Annotated in this window: 15 protein-coding genes and 1 pseudogene; 10 read left to right on the top strand and 6 right to left on the bottom strand. The window is 62.7% G+C overall.

The genetic code is table 11. The features are described 5' to 3' along the window. The 8 genes and pseudogenes from PSV38_RS05210 to PSV38_RS05175 form a co-directional block, all read left to right on the top strand. A pseudogene (locus PSV38_RS05210) lies at window positions 1-254 on the top strand (histone); the annotation flags it as partial. Window positions 255-351: 97 nt separating this feature from the next. Beyond that, complete coding sequence (locus PSV38_RS05205; RefSeq protein WP_300540346.1) at window positions 352-732, top strand: DUF167 domain-containing protein; 381 nt, start codon at window positions 352-354, stop codon at window positions 730-732. Between the two features lie 92 nt (window positions 733-824). Then, window positions 825-2489 (top strand): energy-dependent translational throttle protein EttA, encoded by a 1665-nt coding sequence (gene ettA / locus PSV38_RS05200; protein ID WP_300540344.1) that lies wholly within the window; start codon window positions 825-827, stop codon window positions 2487-2489. Between the two features lie 192 nt (window positions 2490-2681). Continuing rightward, window positions 2682-3698 carry a hypothetical protein gene (locus PSV38_RS05195; protein ID WP_300540342.1) on the top strand — a complete coding sequence of 339 codons (1017 nt, stop codon included), beginning with the start codon at window positions 2682-2684 and terminating at the stop codon, window positions 3696-3698. 207 nt (window positions 3699-3905) lie between these two features. Further along, the gene (locus PSV38_RS05190) at window positions 3906-4958 is read left to right on the top strand and encodes a putative solute-binding protein (protein WP_300540340.1); all 1053 of its coding nucleotides are present in this window, start codon (window positions 3906-3908) and stop codon (window positions 4956-4958) included. Window positions 4959-5064: 106 nt separating this feature from the next. Next, the gene (locus tag PSV38_RS05185) at window positions 5065-7221 is read left to right on the top strand and encodes a TRAP transporter large permease subunit (RefSeq protein WP_300540338.1); all 2157 of its coding nucleotides are present in this window, start codon (window positions 5065-5067) and stop codon (window positions 7219-7221) included. A gap of 75 nt (window positions 7222-7296) precedes the next feature. Then, window positions 7297-9987: a zinc-dependent metalloprotease gene (locus PSV38_RS05180; RefSeq protein ID WP_300540336.1), complete on the top strand. Its 2691-nt coding sequence runs from the start codon at window positions 7297-7299 to the stop codon at window positions 9985-9987. 51 nt (window positions 9988-10038) lie between these two features. Further along, window positions 10039-12048 (top strand): ATP-dependent DNA helicase, encoded by a 2010-nt coding sequence (locus PSV38_RS05175; RefSeq protein ID WP_300540334.1) that lies wholly within the window; start codon window positions 10039-10041, stop codon window positions 12046-12048. 39 nt (window positions 12049-12087) lie between these two features. Here the strand turns inward: PSV38_RS05175 and panC are convergent, their stop codons facing one another. Together panC and panB are read right to left on the bottom strand one after the other, a co-directional pair. Further along, window positions 12088-12966 (bottom strand): pantoate--beta-alanine ligase, encoded by an 879-nt coding sequence (gene panC / locus PSV38_RS05170; RefSeq protein ID WP_300540332.1) that lies wholly within the window; start codon window positions 12964-12966, stop codon window positions 12088-12090. Window positions 12967-12985: 19 nt separating this feature from the next. Next, a complete protein-coding gene (panB, locus tag PSV38_RS05165; RefSeq protein ID WP_300540330.1) occupies window positions 12986-13819 on the bottom strand; it encodes a 3-methyl-2-oxobutanoate hydroxymethyltransferase in 834 nt (277 codons plus the stop codon). Between the two features lie 208 nt (window positions 13820-14027). Here panB and PSV38_RS05160 point away from each other — a divergent pair, with 208 nt between their 5' ends. Continuing rightward, a complete protein-coding gene (locus PSV38_RS05160; RefSeq protein ID WP_300545593.1) occupies window positions 14028-14828 on the top strand; it encodes a sterol desaturase family protein in 801 nt (266 codons plus the stop codon). Window positions 14829-14832: 4 nt separating this feature from the next. Here PSV38_RS05160 and PSV38_RS05155 read toward each other — a convergent pair whose 3' ends face one another. Beyond that, on the bottom strand, window positions 14833-15603 hold the full coding sequence (locus tag PSV38_RS05155; RefSeq protein ID WP_300540359.1) for a ScpA family protein: 771 nt from the start codon (window positions 15601-15603) through the stop codon (window positions 14833-14835). An 85-nt stretch (window positions 15604-15688) separates the two neighbouring features. After that, entirely contained in the window at window positions 15689-15892 is a 204-nt protein-coding gene (locus PSV38_RS05150; protein ID WP_300540327.1) for a DUF3460 family protein, read from the bottom strand. A gap of 91 nt (window positions 15893-15983) precedes the next feature. Between PSV38_RS05150 and PSV38_RS05145 the strand changes: the two genes are divergently transcribed. Further along, complete coding sequence (locus tag PSV38_RS05145) at window positions 15984-16985, top strand: CYTH domain-containing protein (protein ID WP_300540326.1); 1002 nt, start codon at window positions 15984-15986, stop codon at window positions 16983-16985. Window positions 16986-17026: 41 nt separating this feature from the next. On the opposite strand, the gene PSV38_RS05140 is transcribed toward PSV38_RS05145, so the two are convergent. Then, window positions 17027-18736 (bottom strand): SulP family inorganic anion transporter, encoded by a 1710-nt coding sequence (locus tag PSV38_RS05140; RefSeq protein ID WP_300540324.1) that lies wholly within the window; start codon window positions 18734-18736, stop codon window positions 17027-17029. Window positions 18737-18775: 39 nt separating this feature from the next. Further along, complete coding sequence (gene metG / locus PSV38_RS05135) at window positions 18776-20944, bottom strand: methionine--tRNA ligase (RefSeq protein WP_300540322.1); 2169 nt, start codon at window positions 20942-20944, stop codon at window positions 18776-18778. Window positions 20945-21050 lie beyond the last annotated feature (106 nt).

The raw sequence follows: 21050 nt of genomic DNA, 5'->3' as shown, positions 1-21050 counted from the left end.
AAAAAGCAGCAGCCAAAAAGGCGCCCGCCAAAAAGGCAGCGCCGGCCAAGAAGGCCGCAGTGAAGAAGGCAGCTCCCGCTAAAAAGGCAGCCCCCGCTGCCAAGAAGCCAGCCGCCAAGAAAGCTGCTGCCAAAAAGCCTGCCCCTGCCAAGCCTGCCCCTGCGGCCAAAAAGCCCGCTTCGGCCAAGCCTGCTGCGAAGACCACGCTGAGCCCTCAAGCCGCGTGGCCCTTCCCGACTGGCAACAAGCCCTGAGTTCATCCGCAAGGGTGAACTGGCGGATGGCAACAGCCTTTCGCCTTTCAAGCCCGGCTCCGGCCGGGCTTTTCTTTGCCTGATGAACAATGAGCAGATGGCACCACACCCTACCAACTCGGGCCCCACCGCCATGGTGGCAGCTTGGCCCTGCTTGAGGATGGAAGGCAAAGCCCCGCGTCAGCGCCTGGTCATTGACCTCAGCATCGCCCCAAACGCCAAACGCACGGAAGTGGTGGGTTGGCACGATGGTGCCTTGCGTGTGCGCCTGGCAGCACAGCCTGTTGATGGCGCCGCCAATGACGCGCTGCGGCGCTGGCTGGCCACGGAGCTGAAACTGGCTCAGTCGGGCGTCGAACTGGTGAGGGGCGCCACGGCTCGCCGCAAGCAATGGGCCCTGGACAGCCCCGCGGAGCATGTCTGCCATTGGCTTGAGGGTCTGGTTCAATCGGGCCTGATCACCCCCTGGCCACCCTGAAAAACGCAGAACCTCGGATTGCGGCCCAGGAAAGGCCTGCATTGCCTTAAGCTACACAGTTTGACGAAAGTAACTCGCAAAGCGAGCATTCCATGGCCCAGTACGTTTTCACCATGAACCGCGTCGGGAAGATCGTTCCCCCGAAACGGCAGATCCTCAAAGACATCACCCTGAGTTTTTTCCCAGGCGCCAAGATCGGCGTGCTGGGCGTGAACGGCTCGGGCAAGTCCACCTTCCTCAAGATCATGGCGGGCGTGGACAAGGACATCGAGGGCGAAGCCGTCCCGATGCCTGGCATCAAAATCGGTTACCTGCCCCAGGAACCGGTGATGAACCCAGAGCAAACCGTCCGCGAAGCCGTTGAAGAGGGCATTGGTGGCGTTCTGGCAGCCAAGAAACGCCTGGACGAGGTGTACGCCGCTTATGCCGAAGAAAATGCCGACTTCGACGCGCTCGCCGCGGAACAAGGCGAACTGGAAGCCATCATCGCCGCCGGCGGCTCCGAGAACACCGACCTGCAACTTGAGCTGGCCGCCGACGCATTGCGCCTGCCAGCCTGGGACGCCAACATTGGCCAGTTGTCCGGTGGCGAAAAGCGCCGCGTGGCCCTGTGCCGCCTGCTGCTGTCCAAACCCGACATGCTGCTGCTCGATGAACCTACCAATCACTTGGACGCCGAATCGGTGGACTGGTTGGAACAGTTCCTCAGCCGCTTCTCGGGCACCGTGGTGGCCATCACCCACGATCGCTACTTCCTGGACAATGCCGCCGAGTGGATCCTCGAACTGGACCGCGGATCGGGCTTCCCCTACAAGGGCAATTACTCAGACTGGCTGGAGCTCAAGGGCAAGCGCCTGGACCAAGAGCAGAAAACGGAAGACGCCAGAGCCAAGGCCCTGAAGCAGGAGCTTGAGTGGGTTCGCAAGAACACCAAGGGCCGTCAGGCCAAGAGCAAGGCCCGCCTGGCCCGCTTCGAAGAACTGAGCGACGTTGACTACCAAAAGCGCAACGAGACCAACGAAATCTTCATTCCCGTGGCCGAACGCCTGGGCAATGAAGTGATCGAGTTCACCGGCGTCTCCAAGAGCTTCGGCGACCGCCTGCTGATCGACAACCTGAGCTTCAAGGTGCCCGCGGGCGCCATCGTCGGCATCATCGGCCCCAACGGCGCCGGCAAGTCCACGCTGTTCCGCATGATCCAGGGTGTCGAGCAAGCTGACAGCGGCACCGTCAGCATCGGCAAGACTGCGCAACTGGCCTTCGTTGACCAAAGTCGCGAGGGCCTGGCCGCTGGAAACACCGTGTGGCAGGACGTCTCGGGCGGCCTGGACAACATCGTGGTGGGCAAGTTCGTGATGCCTTCGCGCGCCTACCTGGGTCGCTTCAATTTCAAGGGCAACGACCAGCAAAAGTTGGTGGGCAACCTGTCGGGCGGTGAACGCGGCCGCCTGCATTTGGCCAAAACACTGGCACAAGGCGGCAACGTCCTGATGCTGGACGAACCCTCCAATGACCTGGACGTCGAAACCCTGCGTGCGTTGGAAGACGCGCTCCTGGAGTTCGCCGGCAGCGCCATGATCATCTCCCACGATCGCTGGTTCCTGGACCGCATCTGCACGCACATCCTGGCGTGCGAAGGCGATTCGCAATGGTTCTTCTTTGACGGCAACTACCAGGAGTACGAAGCCGACAAGAAGAAGCGCCTGGGCGAAGAAGGTGCGCGTCCCAAGCGCGTGCGCTTCAAGCCGATTCGCTGATCAAGGCATTGACCCGTCCCAAGCCCGCTTTCACGCGGGCTTTTTTTTGGCGTTTCGCCCGCGAGGCAGGGGTCATCCCTAGGGTTTACGTCGTCGCCGCAGGAAGCCGGGGGGCTAGAATTTCGTGGAGTATTTGGCGACTTGTCGCGCCCCTGAAAAACACCCTCTGGAGACCCCTCAATGATTCCTCGGATGACCCGAATCCTCACCGCCTCCGTGGTGGCTCTTTCCACCTTGACCATGAGCGGATGCGCCTTGCTGGAGTCGGGCACCAGTGGAGTCACTCTGAACATCCTGGAAGAAGGCTTCACACCGCCGACACTCAAGCTGGGCGACGTGGACATGGGCTGCACCTTCGCCTTGGCGAATGGCCCCTTGGTGGGCGCCGCACGCAACTTCTACGGCGACCCTTCGCTGATGGAAACCGTGATGCTGCAATCGGCCGCTGTGTGCTCCGACGCACGGGCCATTGAAGAGGAGTTGCGCTACATCCGTGCCTCGCGCGAAAAGCGCTCGGACGAAGCCCAGGATGCCCGCATTGCTCAAAAGCGCCTGATGGCCTTGTCGGCACACCGCCAGGTCACCTCGTTCGAACGCATGCGCGTCAAGCTTGAGCAAAAATATTTCTTCAAGTACGGCAGCACCTGCCCCAAGTTCAAACGTGACTTTGATGAAATGGTGTACCTGCTGGGCTCGGTCTCTGGCGTGCAAGCCGTTCAAAGCGACATGGGTGCACAACAGGCCGTGGGCGTCTCGCTTGACATCCCCCCTCAGGTTGAATTCGCCATGACGTGCCTGGACAACAAAAAGTGGTGGGGCGCCCCGCAAGCACTGCGCGCGGCCATCTGGAGCATCATCCCCGGTGGCTCTGAAGGCAAGGACGTCAAAGGCACTTTTGAAACCAACATGGCCATTGGCGAAAAAGCCGGTGTGCGCCTGCCTCACGTGATGGCCGCCATTGCCGCCCAAACCGCTGACGACTCGGCTGCAGTGCGCGCCGCCATCAAGCGCTTTGCCACCATCGAGAACTTCAAGGTCAACACCGACTACCGACTGGTGGACTCGATTGCCGAAGCCCAGATGATCATCATCTCTGACCGCATGTGGACTCAGAACACCGGCTCGCGCACCCCCATCAACAGCCTGGGCAAGTTCTGGGATGACAAGGCAGGCGGTGCGGCCATCGATGCGGACAGCTTCCTCAAGTAAACGCGTTTAACGTCTTGAATTTACTAGGGAAACTCCCTCCCCCGTGGGTGGGGGTCGGGGTTTACCTGAGGGAACATTTGAGCGGCTATAGTTACAAAATCAACGATCCCGCCCACAGCCGTGGTCAGATTTTTACGCACTGAAAAACAAGTGTAGTTAGCGCCGAATCACATCGGCGCATGTTTTTTCTGGTACCTAGGAGACTTCATGAAGATGGTCAAAACCATGAGCAAAATCAGCGCCGCTGCCGTTTTGGCGTTGAGCGCAATGTCAGCCGCACAGGCCGCGCAACGGATCTGCGTGTATGACCTGCTGGGCGCCTCGGGTGACCTCTTCAGCATGGCCAAGGACTACGTGATCGCAGCTCAACGGCATGGTGTGTCGATTGAGTTGAAGGGCTACACCGACGAACGTGTCGCGACCGAAGACTTCCGCACCGGTCAATGTGATGGCGTGATCGCCACAGCATTCCGCACCCGCCAGTTCAACCAGGTGGCAGGAGCCATCGATTCACTGGGTGCCACCACCATCGTCAAGGATGGCAAGATCGACATGGCGGCCAGCTACGAAGTGGTGCGCCGCATCGTGCAAACCTACTCCGATCCCAAGGCTGGCAAGCTGATGATCGATGGCAACTACGAAGTGGGTGGCGTGATCCCACTGGGCGCGGCCTACCCCGTCGTCAACGACCGCAAGATCAACACCGTGGAAGCCCTGGCCGGCAAGCGCATTGCCTCGTTCGACTACGACAAGGCCCAGGCCGTGATGATCCAGAAGATCGGCGCGCAACCCGTGTCGGCCGACATCATGAACTTCTCGTCAAAGTTCAACAACGGAGCGGTGGACTTCATCGCCGCGCCCACGCTGGCCTACAAGCCCCTGGAACTGTACAAGGGCATCGGCAAGAATGGCGCCATGGTGCGCTTCCCGATCCTGATCCTGACTTACCAAGTCATCCTGAACAGGACCAAGTTCCCCGAGGGTTTTGGCGACCAATCACGCGACTACTGGCTGACCCAGTTCGACCGCGCCTTGCAATTGGTCAAACAATCCGACGCCAGCATCCCTCCATCCACCTGGATGGAGTTGAGTTCTGAGAATGCTTACAAGTACACCCTGATGCTGCGCGAGTCACGCATCGACATCGCTCAGAAGGGCCTGTATGACAAGCGGGGGCTGAAAATCATCAAACGCATTCGTTGCAGCGTGAATCCTGCAGATCCTGAATGCGCGACCAAATCAGAAGAAGACTGGAAGTAAAAATTCAGGCCCCATGAAGGCCTGACTTCAAACCAAACCGGGGGCTCAAAGCCCCCTTTTTCCTACTGGTGGACGCATTTTGCTGCGATGCACCAACTGAGCGATCATGATCACTTCCAACCCTCGACAAATTTTGGGCCGTTCCCCGCTGGAATGGTTCTCTAGCCTACCGGTGTTTGCACTGCTGCTGCTGACCTTGATCATTGGCACCGGTGAAATGATGCACGGCCAGTTGCTCCGACTGGGTGAGTCCATGTTCGGCGATCCGGCCGCACAAGTGCAGTATTTCATGCTGCGGGCAGAGCCGACCAAGCCGTCGTGCGATGCCAATCAAGACATCGAGGTGGAGCTCCAGAAGCAGGCCGCAGCCAAAGCCAGCGGCAGCACCGCTGGCGACGACGTTGATGATCTCTTCGGCGAGCAAGCTCCCCAAGATCCGACCGTGGCGCGCAAGTCCATGGAACAAGCCATCCAAATTTGCAAGGCCAAGCACGATCTTTATCGCCGCGTGCAAGAGCATCAGACCACCCAGGTCAAGATCTACCGCACCATCGAGACCAGCTTCTTCGGTCTGTTCCAGGTGGGCACTGAGAACCGCCCTCTGATTCTGCTGCTGATGGTGTCCATCGCCGCCATCACCACCACGCTGGGGTTCCACCACATCGGGATCCGTCCCGGCCACTACACCCGAGACTACCTGGTGCAATCCATCTCCCAGGCCGTTGCGGCCGGATTGCTGCTGTACTCGTGTGTCAGCTACTACCAGATCCTGCAAGGGTCCGGCGTGCCGATCGAACACCCTCTGCTGCACTACGTGTGGATGGCCTTCTCCGCCTCTATCCTGGTGATCAACCTCAAGCGCATCGTGATCCCGGTGAAGTCGGAGCATGGCGAAGGCACCTGGGGTGCCGCCTTGCTGGCCATCCCGCTGTATGCATACATGGGCATCAACGCAGGCCTGTACTTTCTGCTGAATAAGCACCCCGCTGGTCTGGCCATCTACGTCAACCAGCTGATGGAGCTGCCCACCATCTTCCTGAATCTGGGCCTGTTCATTTGGGCGGGCATGCTGCTCAAGCAAAGCCGCATCATCGACTTGTTCATGGACCTGCTGCGTCCGTGGCGCCTGTCGCCTCAGTTGCTGACCTACATCATCCTGTTGGCCGCTGCCGTGCCCACCGCCTACACCGGCGCCTCGGGCATCTTTGTGATCGCCGCAGCCGGCATCATCTACCACGAGGTGCGCGCCTCGGGCGGTTCGCGCCAGTTCGCATTGGCCGCCACGGCCATGTCAGGCTCGCTGGGCGTGGTGCTGCGCCCTTGCCTGCTGGTAGTGCTGATTGCCGCGCTGAACAAAGAAGTGACGACCAACGGCCTGTACCACTGGGGCTTCTACGTCTTCCTGCTGACCTCAACACTGTTCTTCCTGACCTCCCAGATGCTGCGCACGCAGCGTGCCTCGATCGAATCGTTCCGCGTGGCGATCCCCGGCACCCTGCGCGCCGTGATTCCCACCCTGCCCTACCTGGGCGTGGTGGTCGTCGTGGTGGCCACGTACGAATACGCGCTGGACACCAAGCTGAACGAAATCACGGCGCCCACGATCATGCCGGTGATGCTGTTGATCATCCTGATCTTCGACAAGATCATCAACAAAGGCAAAACCGAGATCACGCCCGACTACGCCAGCCATCGCCAGCCCGGCGTGGAGCGCTCCATCCGTTTCGCCACCAACGAGACCATCGGCCACATTGGCGCCCTGCTCAGCCTGATGACCTTGTCACTGGCAATGGGCGGCGTGATCGAGCGCTCGGAGATCATGAACCACTTCCCGCACGTGTTCGAGAACCATTGGACGGCCATGGCTTTCCTGGTGATCACCATGGTGTTCCTCGGCATGATCATGGATCCGTTCGGCGCCGTCGTGCTGGTGTCTGGCACCCTGGCCCCAATCGCTTTTGCCAATGGCATCGATCCAGTCCACCTCTGGATGATGGTGCTGGTGGCGTTCGAGTTGGGCTACCTGTCCCCCCCCGTGGCGCTGAACCAATTGCTGACGCGACAGGTCATCGGCGAAGCCGAGGTCAAGCTGGCCGACGGCGAAGTCAAACACCTGGGCTTCTACCGACGCCATGAGCGCTGGATCCTGCCCCCGGTGGTCATGGTCATCGGCCTGGCCATCGTGGCCTTCGGACCGTTGGCGGTGCAGGACTTCCCGGAGTTGGCCTTCGTGAAAGATTGGTTCCCGCTGCCGCCCCCCTAAGCCAGCGGGGTAACTTCTCGACCAACCCGGTCCCTGTGCATGCAAGGGCCGGGTTTTTTCTTTGATACTGGCTGCATGAACTTGCCTCCCCCCCGTTCTGCCTTGTGGGCCCACCGACTGGCACTGCTCTTGGTTTTACCCCTGTCAGCGTGCAGCACCCTGCAAAGCGGCGCCGTCCAGTTGATCGGCTGGACATCGCCGCCCACCGTCCCGCCGACGGCGGCCACCCCCGCCCAGATACCCGTCCTCGGGCAAGCCCCGGCTTTTGACACGGTCATCAAAGGCGCGGAGCGCATGGACGGCCTGCTGCCTTTGTGGAAACGGCAAGACAAGGTCTGGATCGAACTGGTGCCTGCCAATCTGGGCCGCGCTTTTTTCTTGTCACCCACGGTGGTCACTGGCATTGGCGAGGCCGGTGTTTTTGGTGGGCTGATCACAAGCCGTTCCGCCCAGGTCGGTCGCCCACAGTGGGTAGAGTTCCGCCGAGTACAACAGCAAGTGCAACTGCTGGCCATGAACGCGGCCTACACGGCGCAAAAAGGCACGCCTCAGGAATTGGCGGTTCAGGCCGCGTTTTCGCCCAGCCTGTTGGCCAGCGTGGGCGTGGCCAGTGCACCACAGGCCCAGACGGGGGCCATCCTGATCGAAGCCAACCCCTTGTGGGTGAACGACATGTTGGGCTTGGGGCTGCAGCTTCAGCGCGCCTACAAACAAAACTATGCGCTGGATTCGCGAAATTCGGCGCTGTCGGTGGCGCGCACCCAAAGCGACCACTTGAGTTTTGACATCCTGCACCATTTCGCCACCAGCGCCCTCGCGGCGGGCAGCGGCACCGCGGGCGGAGTGGCGCCAGGTGTGCCCACCTCCGTGCCAGACCCACGCAGCCTGTTCATCAATGTGCGCTACAGCCTGAGGTCCTTGCCGGAAACCGCCATGAAACCGCGCGCTGCAGATCCCCGCGTTGGTTACTTCACCACCACGGTGGCCGACTTCACGCAAGACCTGGCACGCACCCCGCGGCAGCGCTTCATCAGCCGTTGGAGGCTGGAGAAAAAGGACCCGGCCGCTGCCCTGTCCGAGCCCACGCGGCCCATCGTCTATCAGCTCGACCCCAACATTCCGCTGGCCTATCGTCAGGTCATCACCGAAGGTATCCTGGCCTGGAACCAGGCCTTTGAAGCCATCGGCATCAGAGACGCGATTCAGGTGCGCGCGCCGTCGCCCGGCAAGGCGGACGAGGCGCTGGGTTCAACCCGGGCCACTGTGCGCTGGATGACCAACAGCCAACCCGGTTTTGGTGCCATCGGGCCCACGCATGTGGACCCACGCACTGGCGAAATCCTGCAGGCGGACATCGCCCTGGAAAGCCTGTCATCGCGTTCGATTCGCACCTTGCGCAGCGAAATCATCGCCGCACCATCCGCCCACTCGGCCGACGATCAGTGCACGCATGCGGCTGAAGCGGCCGAACAACTGGGCTATGGCCTGGACCTGCTGACGGCATCAGGCCGCCTGGACCCGGACAGCCCAGACGTTCAGGCCTTCGTGTTGGCCTATCTGAAAGACACGACCATGCACGAGGTGGGACACACCTTGGGTTTGCGGCACAACTTTCGGGGCTCGCGCTGGCACACCGCAGAGCAACTGGCCGATCCCGCTTTGACGCTGCGTGAAGGCAATAGCGCCTCGGTGATGGACTACGCGCCGATCAACCTGCCGCTCCCAGGCCAACCCGCACCCGCCGCTTTCCAGACCACCTTGGGGCCTTACGACCATTGGGCCATCGAGTATGGCTACAAGCCTTTGGGCAGCGCTGAGACGGCCGAGTTGCAGCGCATCGCCGAGCGCAGCGCCGACCCGATCTGGTCAGACAAGTTGGACTTTGGCACCGACGAGGACGATTACCTGGGGCTCGACCCCCAATCGCTCACCTTTGACCTGGGCCGTGACCCCCTGGTCTTTGCCCGCCAGCGTTTGACCATCGCCAAAGACTTGATCGCCCGCCAAGCCCCGGAAAAAACGGGCGCAGCCCACGACCCCAGTTTGTTGCGCCGACGGGTCACCTACGCTTTGCGCGACGTGGGACGCACCTCGCAAATCCTGTTGCGCCAGGTTGGCGGCTTGATCACTCGGCGCAACCCGAGCGACAACGGGCGGGATCCCCTGGACCCCTTGCCCGCCGCCACGCAGCGAACGGCCCTGGACCTGATTGCCCAGGAGCTGTTGTCACCGCGGGCCCTGAGCCTGTCGCCCGCCCTGCAACGTCGCATGGCGCCCGACTACTTTGAGCGGAGCGAGGGCAGCGGCACCCGGACCGACTTCTCCCTGGCCGACACCTTGCTATCGTTGCAGCGCCTGGTCCTGGACACGCTGATGGCCGATGGCCTGGGCGAGCGCATGTTGGACAACATCGACCGCACACGCGACCGCCGTGAAGCGCCGCTGACGCTGCGCGAACTGCACCAGCGCGTGACGGATGCCGTTTGGGGCACATCCGGGACCGCTCCCACGGGCGATGATGCGCCTTGGCGGCGCAATCTGCAGCGAGAGCACGTGAACCGGCTGTCCGCCTTGGTGCTGCGATCGGCCAGCAACCGGGCCGATGTGCGCTCTGTGGTTCGCGAGCAAGCCAGAAATTTGCTGACCACGCTTCGGTCCAGGCCATGGGGCGGCAGCCCCTCCAGCACCTCCGAGGCACACCGTCGCGATTGCGTTGAGACCCTGGAGCGAGCCCTCAACGCGTCGGTGGTTCGCGCAAGCCCCTGAAGGAGGGAGATCGGCAGGCCTGACAATGGGCGCTGCCACTTTTTGCCCACCATGGACCTGCCCACGATTTTCTCCGCCTCCGGCCCCCTGGCCCGCGCCTTCGATGGCTACCACGTGCGCCACGAGCAAATCGAAATGGCGCAGGCGGTGGCGCAAGCCATCCACGACGCCAGCACCGTGGTGCTGGAGGCTGGCACTGGCGTGGGCAAGACCGCGGCCTACTTGGTGCCCTCGCTGCTGGAAGGCGGCAAGGTCATCGTGTCCACCGGCACCAAGGCGCTGCAAGACCAGCTCTTTCACCGCGACCTGCCCGCCGTGCGCGCAGCCCTGGCCGTGCCGGTCAAGGTGGCCTTGCTGAAAGGCCGCAGCAACTACCTGTGCTGGCACCACCTGAACGGCGCCAATCAGGACGCGATGCTGAGCACCCGCCAAGAGGTCAAAGACCTGGGCCTGATCAACCGCTTCATCCACCTTAGCCCCACGGGCGACAAGGCCGAATGCCCGACCGTGCCCGAGCACGCCACCATCTGGGCCCGCGTCACGTCAACGCGTGAGAATTGCCTGGGCAGCGAGTGCAAGCACTACACCGATTGCTTCGTGATGAAAGCCCGGCGCGAAGCCCAGGATGCCGACGTCGTCGTGGTCAACCACCACCTGTTCTTCGCCGACCTGATGCTGCGTGAAGAAGGCGTGCCCGAGTTGCTGCCCAACGCCCAGACCGTCATCTTTGACGAAGCACACCAGTTGCCCGACACCGCCACGCTGTTCTTTGGCGACTCGGTCTCGACCGCGCAGTTGCTCGACCTGCTGCGGGACGCCCTGGCCACCGGCCAGACCCAGGCTCGCGATGGGGCGAAATGGAATGATGTGCTGGCCCCGCTGGACCGCGCCACCCGTGATCTGCGCCTGTGTTTTGGGCCTCAAACGCAGCGGTTGGCCCAGCCCCAATTGGGCACGGCCCATCCTTTGCACGCCGCCCTGCTGACCTTGCGCGAAGCCTTGTCCGAGGTGCGAGACGCGCTGGAATCACAAGCCGACCGCAGCCCCGACCTAGCCCAGTTGCAGCGCCGCGCCCATGCGTTGATGCAACGCCTGTCGGCCTGGGGTGCGCCCGAGCGGGCCAACGAGCCCGAGCTGTGCTGGGTCGATGTGGGCACCCATGGCCTGCAACTGCACCGCACGCCCATCTCCGTGGCCGACGTGTTCCGCCGCCAGCGCCTGGGGCTCACCGACAACGCGTTCGAGTCTGACGAGAACCCTGGCAACGAGGCCGGGCCTGACACAGACGAAGCCAAGAATGAAGTCCCGCGCAGGGCCTGGATCTTCACCTCGGCCACCCTGGCGGTCAAAAACGACTTCACGCATTTCACGCAGGCCCTGGGCCTGGAAGATGCGCACTGCCAGGCTTGGTCCAGCCCCTACGATTACCCGACGCAGGCCATGCTGTATGTGCCGGAAGGCCTGCCACCGCCAAGTGCCGCGAACCACACCGAAGCGCTGGTGGAATCCGCCTTGCCCCTGATCCGTGCCAACCGGGGCCGCGCCTTTGTGCTGTGCACCAGCCACCGCGCCGTGCAGCGGGCGGCTGATCACCTCAAGAAGCTGTTCGATCAAGGCGGCGATCCGTTCCCCGTGATGCGGCAAGGGGATGCGCCCCGCACCACCCTGCTGGACGACTTCAAGCGCGCGGGCAATGCGGTGCTGGTGGGCAGCCACAGCTTCTGGGAAGGCATCGACGTCAAGGGCGATGCACTCACGCTGGTGGTGATCGACAAACTGCCCTTCGCACCACCCGATGACCCAGTCTTGGCCAAGCGCCTGGAACTGCTGGAGCAAGAAGGCGGCAACCCCTTCATGGAGCACCAGGTGCCGCAAGCCATCATCGCGCTCAAGCAGGGCGCTGGTCGGCTGATCCGCAGTGAGACCGACCGGGGCGTACTCATGATCGGCGACGTGCGTTTGATCGAAAAGCCTTACGGCAAGCGGATCTGGCAAAGCCTGCCGCCCATGAAGCGCAGCCGCAAGGAAGACGAGGTGGTGGCTTTTCTGAGCACCCTCTGACGAGGCTTGTTGGCGCACAAGCCCGGCCAAGCTGCTCGGTCAAACTTCCAAGTTGTCGATCAGGCGGGTCTTGCCCAACTTGGCGGCGGTCACCACCACCAGGGGTTCGCTGCCCAGCAATTCGGAGGCTGAAGGCGGCAGCAAGTCGCGCTGGCGGCGGATGCTGACGTAGTCTGGCACCCAGCCCTGCTGCGTGAGCTTATCCAGGGCCTGCGCCTCGATCTTTGCCAGGCCATCGCAGGGCAAGCCAGTGCGGCCTGCCAGGACGAGGTCCCGCACCCGCTGCAACGCCTGGGACAACTGCACCGCCTGGGCTCGCTCTTCGGCACTCAGGTAACCATTGCGTGAAGACAAAGCCAGGCCATCCTCGGCGCGCGCGGTGTCACCGCCCACGATGTCGATGGGCAGGGCCAGCTGCCGCACCATGCCCTTGATGACCATGAGTTGCTGGTAGTCCTTCTTGCCAAACACCGCCGCGCGCGGGTGCACGATGTTGAACAGCTTGGCCACCACCGTGCACACGCCCGTGAAAAAGCCAGGCCGGAATTCGCCTTCCAGCAAACTGGCCAGCTCTTCCGGCGGCAGCACCTTGTAGCCTTGCGGCTGCGGGTACAACTCAGCTTCATCGGGCGCGAAGACCACGTCGCAACCCGCACCAGCCAACAACTCGGCATCACGGGCCAGGGTGCGCGGGTAGCGGTCGAAGTCCTCGTGGGGCCCGAACTGCAGGCGGTTGACGAAGATGCTGGCGATCACCAGCCCACGGCCCCAAGCCGCCTGGTCGGCCAAGCCGCGAGCCTGTCGGATCAAGGCCAGGTGGCCTTCGTGCAGGTTGCCCATCGTGGGCACGAACACCGGCGCATTCGGGGCTTCGGCCACGGTGGTGCGCAACTCGGCAATGGTGTGGATGATCTTCATCGGGGGCGACAACCGTCAATCAATAACCGTGGATGGCTTCATCGGGGAAGCTGCCGTCTTTGACGGTCGACACAAAGCGGCGGATGGCATCGTCGATCGAGCCGCCCTCGGCCATGAAGTTGCGCACAAAGCGCGGCAGCTTGCCCCGCGTGATGTTCAGCATGTCGTGCAGCACCAGCACCTGGCCGGCCGTGCGTTGGCCCGCGCCAATGCCGATGGTGATCATGCCCGGGTTGTCGGTCTGCACGGCGGCGGCGACATCGGAGGGCATCAGCTCAAGCACCGCCATCGCGGCGCCGGCCTGCGCCAACTCCTTCGCATGGCGGCGCAGGGTCTCGGCCCCGGCCGCATCGCGACCTTGGATGCGGTAGCCCCCCAGCGCGTGCACGCTTTGCGGCGTCAGGCCCAGGTGGGCGCACACAGGGATGCCACGCTCGGTGAGGAAGTGCACGGTCTCGGCCGTCCAGCCGCCACCTTCGAGCTTGACCATGTGGGCACCGGCTTGCATCAAGGCCACGCTGGAGCGCAAGGCTTGCTCGCGGCTTTCCTGGTAGCTGCCAAAGGGCAGGTCGCTGACCACCCAGGTGTGGCGGTTGGCACGCACCACACAGCGTGTGTGGTAAATGATGTCGCCCAGGGACACGGGCACCGTGCTGGACTGGCCTTGCACGACCATGCCCAAGGAGTCACCGATCAGGATGCAGTCCACCCCGCAATCGTCCAGCAGGCGGGTCATCGACGACTCGTAGCAGGTCAGCATGGTGATTTTTTCACCCTGCGAATGCATCTCGCGCAGGCGGTGCAGGTTCAAGGGCTTGCGGGCGGGCAAGGCAGCGGGGGTCACTGAACTCATGTCGCGGGGGTCTGGTGCCAAAGTGGCGCGATTCTAGGCCGACAAGCCGCCGCGTGCGCGGGAAATTCTGCAAGCGCCCACCGGGGAGTGGGACTAGCATGTCAGTTCGTGGTGGATGAGGCTTGGACCAGACATGGCCGCTTGGTGGACAACGTTGAATCAAATCGGGCTGGAAAAGGTTTTCCTGCTCCTGATGGGTCCGATTTTCATGGCCTGCATGGCATTCGAGGCCTGGTGGCTGAACCGTCGGCAGCAACAGACTTACACGGTCAAAGGCACCGCCATCAACACCAGCCTGGCCCTGAGCCACGCAGTGGCCGACGGCATCGCCTGGGCCTTATTGGTCGGCCTGTTTGATCTGATCTACCAGCATCGCCTGTTCAACATCGCCATCACCTGGTGGAGCGTGGTCGGGCTGCTCGTGGCGCAAGACTTTTGCTATTACTGGTTTCACCGCGCCAGCCACCGCGTGCGCTGGATGTGGGCCAGCCATGTGACGCATCATTCTGGCGAAACCATGAACCTGTCGACCGCCTTGCGGCAAAGTCCCACTTACCCCATCTCTGGCATGTGGGTGTTCTGGCTGCCCCTGGCCTGGCTGGGGTTCGAAACCCGCCACGTGATCCTGGTGGTGGCCGTGAGCTTGGCCTATCAATTCTTTGTGCACACCGAGTCCGTGCGCAAGCTGCCCCGGTGGTTCGAGGCTGTCTTCAACACGCCCTCGCACCACCGCGTGCACCACGCTCGCAACCCACAGTACCTGGACCGCAACTACGCGGGGGTGCTGATCATCTGGGACAAGCTGTTCGGCAGCTTCGTGCCCGAAGAGGCACCCTGCGATTACGGCATCGTCAAGCAAATCCACACCCACAATCCCCTGGTGATGATGTTCCACGAGTGGCAGGCCATGGGGCGCGATGCGAGGCGGCCCGGGCCGCTGTGGCTGCGTTTGAAGCACCTGTGGGCGCCGCCCGACTGGGAGCGCGTGGAGCGCAAGGCGCGCCGATGACCGATCAGGCCGGGTGGTAGGCCAGGCGCACGTAGATGGGCGCAAACGCCTCGGCCTGCGTGATCTCGAGCAAGCGCTCCTTACCCAACTCCAGCAGGGCGATGAAAGTCACCACCAGCACGGGCGGGCCCCGCGACACGTCGAACAGGTGTTCAAACTCCACAAAACGCTGGCCCTGCAAGCGTCGCAGCACGATGCCCATGTGCTCGCGCACCGACAGCTCTTCGCGCGTGATGATGTGGTGGGTGTTGAGCTTGGCGCGCTTGAGGATGTCGGCCCAGGCCTCGCGCAAATCCACCAGGGCGACATCGGGGTGGCGCACGCGCACCGACGGGTCGTTGTGCACCTGCACGCGCAGAAAATCGCGGCCCAGTTGCGGGATCCGGGTCAGCCCCGCCGCGGCGAGCTTCATCTGCTCGTATTCGATCAGGCGGCGAACCAGTTCGGCGCGCGGGTCCTCGGCCTCTTCACCGTCTTCCGACTTCTTGGGCGGCAACAGCATCCGAGACTTGATCTCGATCAGCATGGCCGCCATCAGCAGGTAATCGGATGCCAGCTCGAGGTTGTGCTTGCGGATCTGATCCACGTAGGCCAAATACTGGCGCGTCACGTCGGCCAGCGGGATGTCCAGGATGTTGAAGTTCTGCTTGCGGATCAGGTAGAGCAGCAAGTCCAGCGGGCCTTCAAAGGTCTCCAGGAACACCTCTAGCGCGTCTGGCGGGATGTACAAATCCAGCGGCATCTGGAACAAGGGCTCGCCATACAGGCGCGCCATCGCCACGCGGTCAACGACCTCGGGCAAACGGTTCTCGTCCAGGACTTGTTCGCTCACGCGCGTCTTTCAATCAAACCGAAAAAGCTCAGTCGCCCTTGGTTTGATAGACGTAGGGCTGCTGGGCCACGTTCGATTCGCGGAAGTCGAGCTGGGCGTCGCGGTCAACGGCCTTGTCCCAGAGCAATGAGCGGCCCTGGCGCTGGCGGTCTTCCAGCTGAGGGTCGCGCTGCTTCAGGCTGTCGATGAACTGCGTCACGTCAGACTTGTAGGGCTTCCAGAAAAGCGGCATGGTGGGCACCAGTCAAAAGAGAGAATCAATCCGGCATTTTATCGGCCTGCGCCGCGCTTGAGGGCCAGGGCCGCCGCCACAATCAGCCCTTATGCAGGAAATCGAACTTAAATTTCAGATCCCGGCCGATTCGCTGGGGCATTTGTCGGCCGAGATTGAACGCTTGCCGGGTCACGCGCGGGAGCGTCTTCAGGCGCATTACTTTGACACGCCGGATCGCCGCCTGGGCCAAGCACGCAGCGCCTTGCGGCTTCGCAAGGAAGGTGAACGCTGGGTTCAGACGCTGAAAGCGTCGGGCGCGAACACGATGATCCGGCTGGAAGACAACCAGCCCGCGCGGGCGCCCACCGAGGGCAGCGCCGCCCGAATTGACTTGAGCCTGCACCTGGGCTCGCCAGCCGAAGCCTCGCTCGTCAGGACGCTGGGCTGGCATCCAGACCAGGACCGGCAAGGCGAACAGACCGGACTGGTCGAGCTGTACCGCACCGACATTTGGCGCCAGACTGCCCGCGTGGCGGTGGGCCAAGGCACGCCCAAGGCCGGCGTGGTCGAGCTGGCCTTGGACCTGGGGCACATCCACGCGGGCGATTTGAGCGTGGCGGTGCAAGAACTGGAGATCGAACTGGTGAGCGGCCACCCGATGGCCGTCATCGCCATGGCCCGAGATTGGGTGCTTGGCCACCACCTTTGGCTGGACACCCAGACCAAGGCGCACCGGGGTGATCGCTTGGCGCGCCAGGCCGCGGGCGAGGCAGCAGTGGCTGTTTCGCCATCGAAGACCCGCGTCGGTGTCGACCTGGCCCAGGCTTTGGAACAACTCACGGACGCCATGAGCGCCGTCGCCGCCAGCCCGGCCCCTGACCTGCGGCAGGTCAAATCGTGGCGGCAGTCATTGCAGGGCCTGGTTGTGATGAGCCAGGCCCATCCAGCCGGGGGCTCGACCGACCCGCAAGCGTCGCCCTTTCCCCATGGCGCCATGCCTGAGGTTCAAGCCTTGCTGCTGGCGCTGCAAGACCATGGACAAAGCGCCGCTTTGGCTCGCGCGCCCCGCACCACCCTGCTTTGCCTTGACCTGTTTGCCGCGCTGCTGTGAGGCCCGCGGCTCACAGCAAGGCACGCATGGCACTCACCAAATCACTGAATCAATTGATGCGCCCGCAGCAAGGCCGAGGGCAAATCCTTGACCACATTGGCCGCGCCCAAAGTTTCATCATGGTGAGCCCGGTGGATCAAGCCCAGCGGTTGCTCGTTGACTTCGCACAGCACCAGTGGGATGTCCTGGCGCGCCAGGGCACGCCGCAACTGGAGCAAAGCCTCCAGCCCGGAGGTGTCGATCGCGATCAGCCGGTGAGCTTCCAGCACCACCACGCGGGCACTCGATGGCAACTGGTCGGCCAGGTCCTCGACCTTGCCCACCGCGCCAAAAAACAACACGCCATACAACTTGAACACCGCGATTTGTGGATCGACCATGGCCAATGGCTCGATGCGGAAGAGCGTGCTCATGCGGTAAATGAAGAACACGCAGGCCAGCACCAGGCCCACCTCCACCGCCACGGTCAGGTCAAAAATGACGGTCAGCAAAAAAGTGCCAACCAGAATGGTTCGGTAGGTGTAGTTGAAGTGGCGCAGCTTGATGAACTCGCGCCACTCACCCATGTTCCAGGCCACGAACAGCAAAATGCCCGACAGCACCGGCAAAGGCACGTGAACAGCCAAGGGCGCGGCCACCAGCACGATCAGCAGCAAAGCCAAGGCATGGACCATGCCGGCCACCGGGCTGGTGGCGCCGGCCCGCACATTGGTCACCGTCCGGGCGATGGTGCCCGTGGCCGGAATGCCGCCGAAGAACGGCGCCACCATGTTGGCCACGCCTTGCGCCATCAGTTCCTGGTTGGGGTTGTGACGCCGCAGGTCCGTGAGGTTGTCGGCCACGCGGGCACACAGCAAGGACTCGATCGCGCCCAGCAAGGCAATCGTGATCGTGGGAATGAACAGATTGCGCACGCCCTCCCAGCTGAAATCTGGCCAGGCCAGGTGCGGCAAGGCCTGGGGGATGCCACCAAAACGAGAGCCGATGGTGGCCACCGGCAGTTGCAGCAACGTGGCCACCACGGTCAGCACCAGCAAGACCACCATGGGCGCCGGCATGCGAGACGCCAGGCGGAAAGAGCGGGCCTCCAGCATGATCTTGGGCAGCATGCGCCCGGGCGAGAACATCCGGGGCCAAGCCCACAGGCACAGCACCGTCAACACACCCAGCCCCAAGGCAAAGGGATTGAACTCATGCGCATGGGCGGCGATGGTCATGATCTGCCCGACAAAATCAGCCGGCATGCGCTCGGGGCTCAAGCCCAGCAGGTCCTTGAACTGAGACAAGGCGATCAGCACCGCGATGCCATTGGTGAAACCGATGACGATGCTGACCGGGATGTACCGCACCAGCACGCCCAGGCGGAACAGGCCCAGCACGAACAACAGCATGCCCGCCATCACGGTGGAGATCAGCAGGTTGGCCACGCCGTAATGCTGAACGATACCGTAGACGATGACGATGAAGGCGCCCGCCGGCCCCCCAATCTGCACGCTGGATCCGCCCAGGGCTGAGATCAGAAAGCCCGCGATGATGGCGGTGAACAAGCCTGCTTCTGGCTTGACCCCCGAGGCGATCGCGAAGGCCATGGCCAATGGCAAGGCCACGATGCCCACCGTGAGGCCCGCCCCCAGGTCGGCCATGAACCGGCCCCGGTTGTAGCCCTTCAGGTCGTCCAGCAGGCGGGGTCGGAAAGGGGCCAGGTCAAGGCCCAAACGCCTGATCCAGGTCGTCGGCAAAAGGCGGCTCATAGGGCGTTCAGGTGAGCAAGCCTTGTGCCAGATCTCGGTTTAGCGGACGCGCATACCGGGTTGTGCGCCGGGGAAGGGTTCCAGCACGTAGATGCCGGGATGGGCCTTCTCATCGGCGTGCGAGCCGGCCAGCACCATGCCTTCGCTGATGCCGAACTTCATCTTGCGCGGCGCCAGGTTGGCCACCATCACGGTCAGCTTGCCGACCAAGTCTTCGGGCTTGTAGGCCGACTTGATGCCGCTGAAGACATTGCGCATGCGGCCTTCGCCCACATCCAGCGTCAGGCGCAACAGCTTGTCGGAGCCCTCGATATGCTCGGCGTTGACGATCTTGGCAATGCGCAGATCGACCTTGGCGAAATCGTCGATGGTGATCGTGGGGGCGATCTCCTCGCCGCCGGGCCGCCCCAAGGCCAGGTGCTCCCCCTCGGGGGGCATGGGGGCTTTAATCCCGCCGCCGGGCTTGGGGGCCTCGACCACGGCAGGTGCTGGGGGCTCGAACAGCGCTTCCAGCATCTTCGGATCGACCCGGGTCATCAGGTGTTCGTACTTGCGGATGGTGGTGACCGGCGTGGCACGTTCGGCCCAGTTCAAGGGCTGGTCAAAGCCCAGGAAGTCAAAGGCACGGCGGGTGACATCCGGCAGGATGGGGCTGAGGAACAGCGTCAAATACTTGAAGCCTTCCATGCAGGCCGAGAGCACTTCGTGCAAGGCGCTGTTCGCGGCATGCTGGGCGCTGTCCTTCGCCAGCTCCCAAGGCTTGGCCGTGTCGAAGTACTGGTTGATCTCGTCGGCGGCGGCCATGATGTCGCGCAAGGCCTTGCCGAACTCGCGCTTGTCGAGCGACTCGGCGATCACGGCTTCGCGGCTGATCACGGCCTGCAGCGGGATCATCTCTTGCAGCTTGCCTTCGTCGCCCGCATCCAGGTGCGCCAGGTTGCCTTCAAAGTACTTGTGGATGAAGTTGGAGCAGCGGCTGGCGATGTTGACGTACTTGCCCACCAGGTCGCTGTTGACGCGCGCCACGAAGTCTTCGGGGTTGAAATCCACATCTTCGACCTTGCTGTTGAGCTTGGCGGCGATGTAGTAACGCAGCCATTCGGGGTTCATGCCCAGGCTCAGGTACTTGAGCGGGTCCAGGCCGGTGCCTCGGCTCTTGCTCATCTTGTCGCCGTTGTTGATGGTCATGAAGCCATGCACATTGACTTGCGACGGCAGCTTGCGGCCGCTGAACTTCAGCATCGCGGGCCAGAACAGGGTGTGGAAGTAGGTGATGTCCTTGCCGATGAAGTGCACCTGCTCCACCGCCGGGTCGGCCATGAACTCATCAAAACTGCGGGTCTCGCCATACTTGGCCTTGGGGCCACCGTGGGCGAAATAACTTTTCAGCGAGGCCAAGTAGCCTACCGGCGCGTCCAGCCACACGTAGAAATACTTGCCCGGCGAGTCCTTGGGTAAATCAGGAATCTCGATGCCAAAGTAAGGTGCGTCGCGGCTGATGTCCCAATCGCTCAGGCCACCCTCGCCGTTTTCATCTTTGGTGAACCACTCGCGGATCTTGTTGCCGACCTCGGATTGCAGCTTGCCATCTTGCGTCCAGGCCTCCAGGAACTCGGCGCAGCGCGGATCGGACAACTTGAAGAAATAGTGGTCGCTGGTCTTGCGCACCGGCGTGGCACCGCTCAGGGCCGAATAGGGGTTCTTCAGTTCGATGGGCGAATACACCGCACCGCACACCTCGCACGAATCGCCATATTGATCCTTGGCGCCGCACTTGGGGCACTCGCCCTTGATGAAGCGGTCGGGCAGGAACATGCTCTTCTCGGGGTCGAAGAACTGTTCGACCGGACGCACGGTGATCAGGCCCGCCTCGCGCAGGGCCCCGTAAATCTCTTTCGCCAGCGAATGATTTTCCGGGCTGTCGGTGGACGACCAATGGTCGAACGCGATGTGAAAACCGTCCAGGTAAGGCTTGCGGCCCGCCGCGATGTCGGCCACAAACTGTTGCGGCGTCTTGCCAGCTTTTTCAGCCGCGATCATGATGGGGGCGCCGTGGGCATCGTCCGCCCCCACGAAGTGAACGCGGTGCCCTTGCATGCGCTGGAACCGCACCCAGATGTCGGCCTGGATGTACTCCATGATGTGGCCCACGTGAAAGTGGCCGTTGGCATAAGGCAGGGCTGTCGTGACAAAGAGCTGACGTGGCATGGCGACAAGGGCTTGGGGAAAGTCCGTGATTTTAGGCCGCGCTAGACTGACTGCCTGGATTAGTTTTCACATCCATCTTCCCTCCTCGCCTGCCCACCGACTTTGC

Source organism: Aquabacterium sp., assembly GCF_029946005.1.
Classification (GTDB): domain Bacteria; phylum Pseudomonadota; class Gammaproteobacteria; order Burkholderiales; family Burkholderiaceae_C; genus Aquabacterium.
Note: the sequence above shows the minus strand (reverse complement) of the source record. Positions and strands in the feature narration are given on the sequence as shown.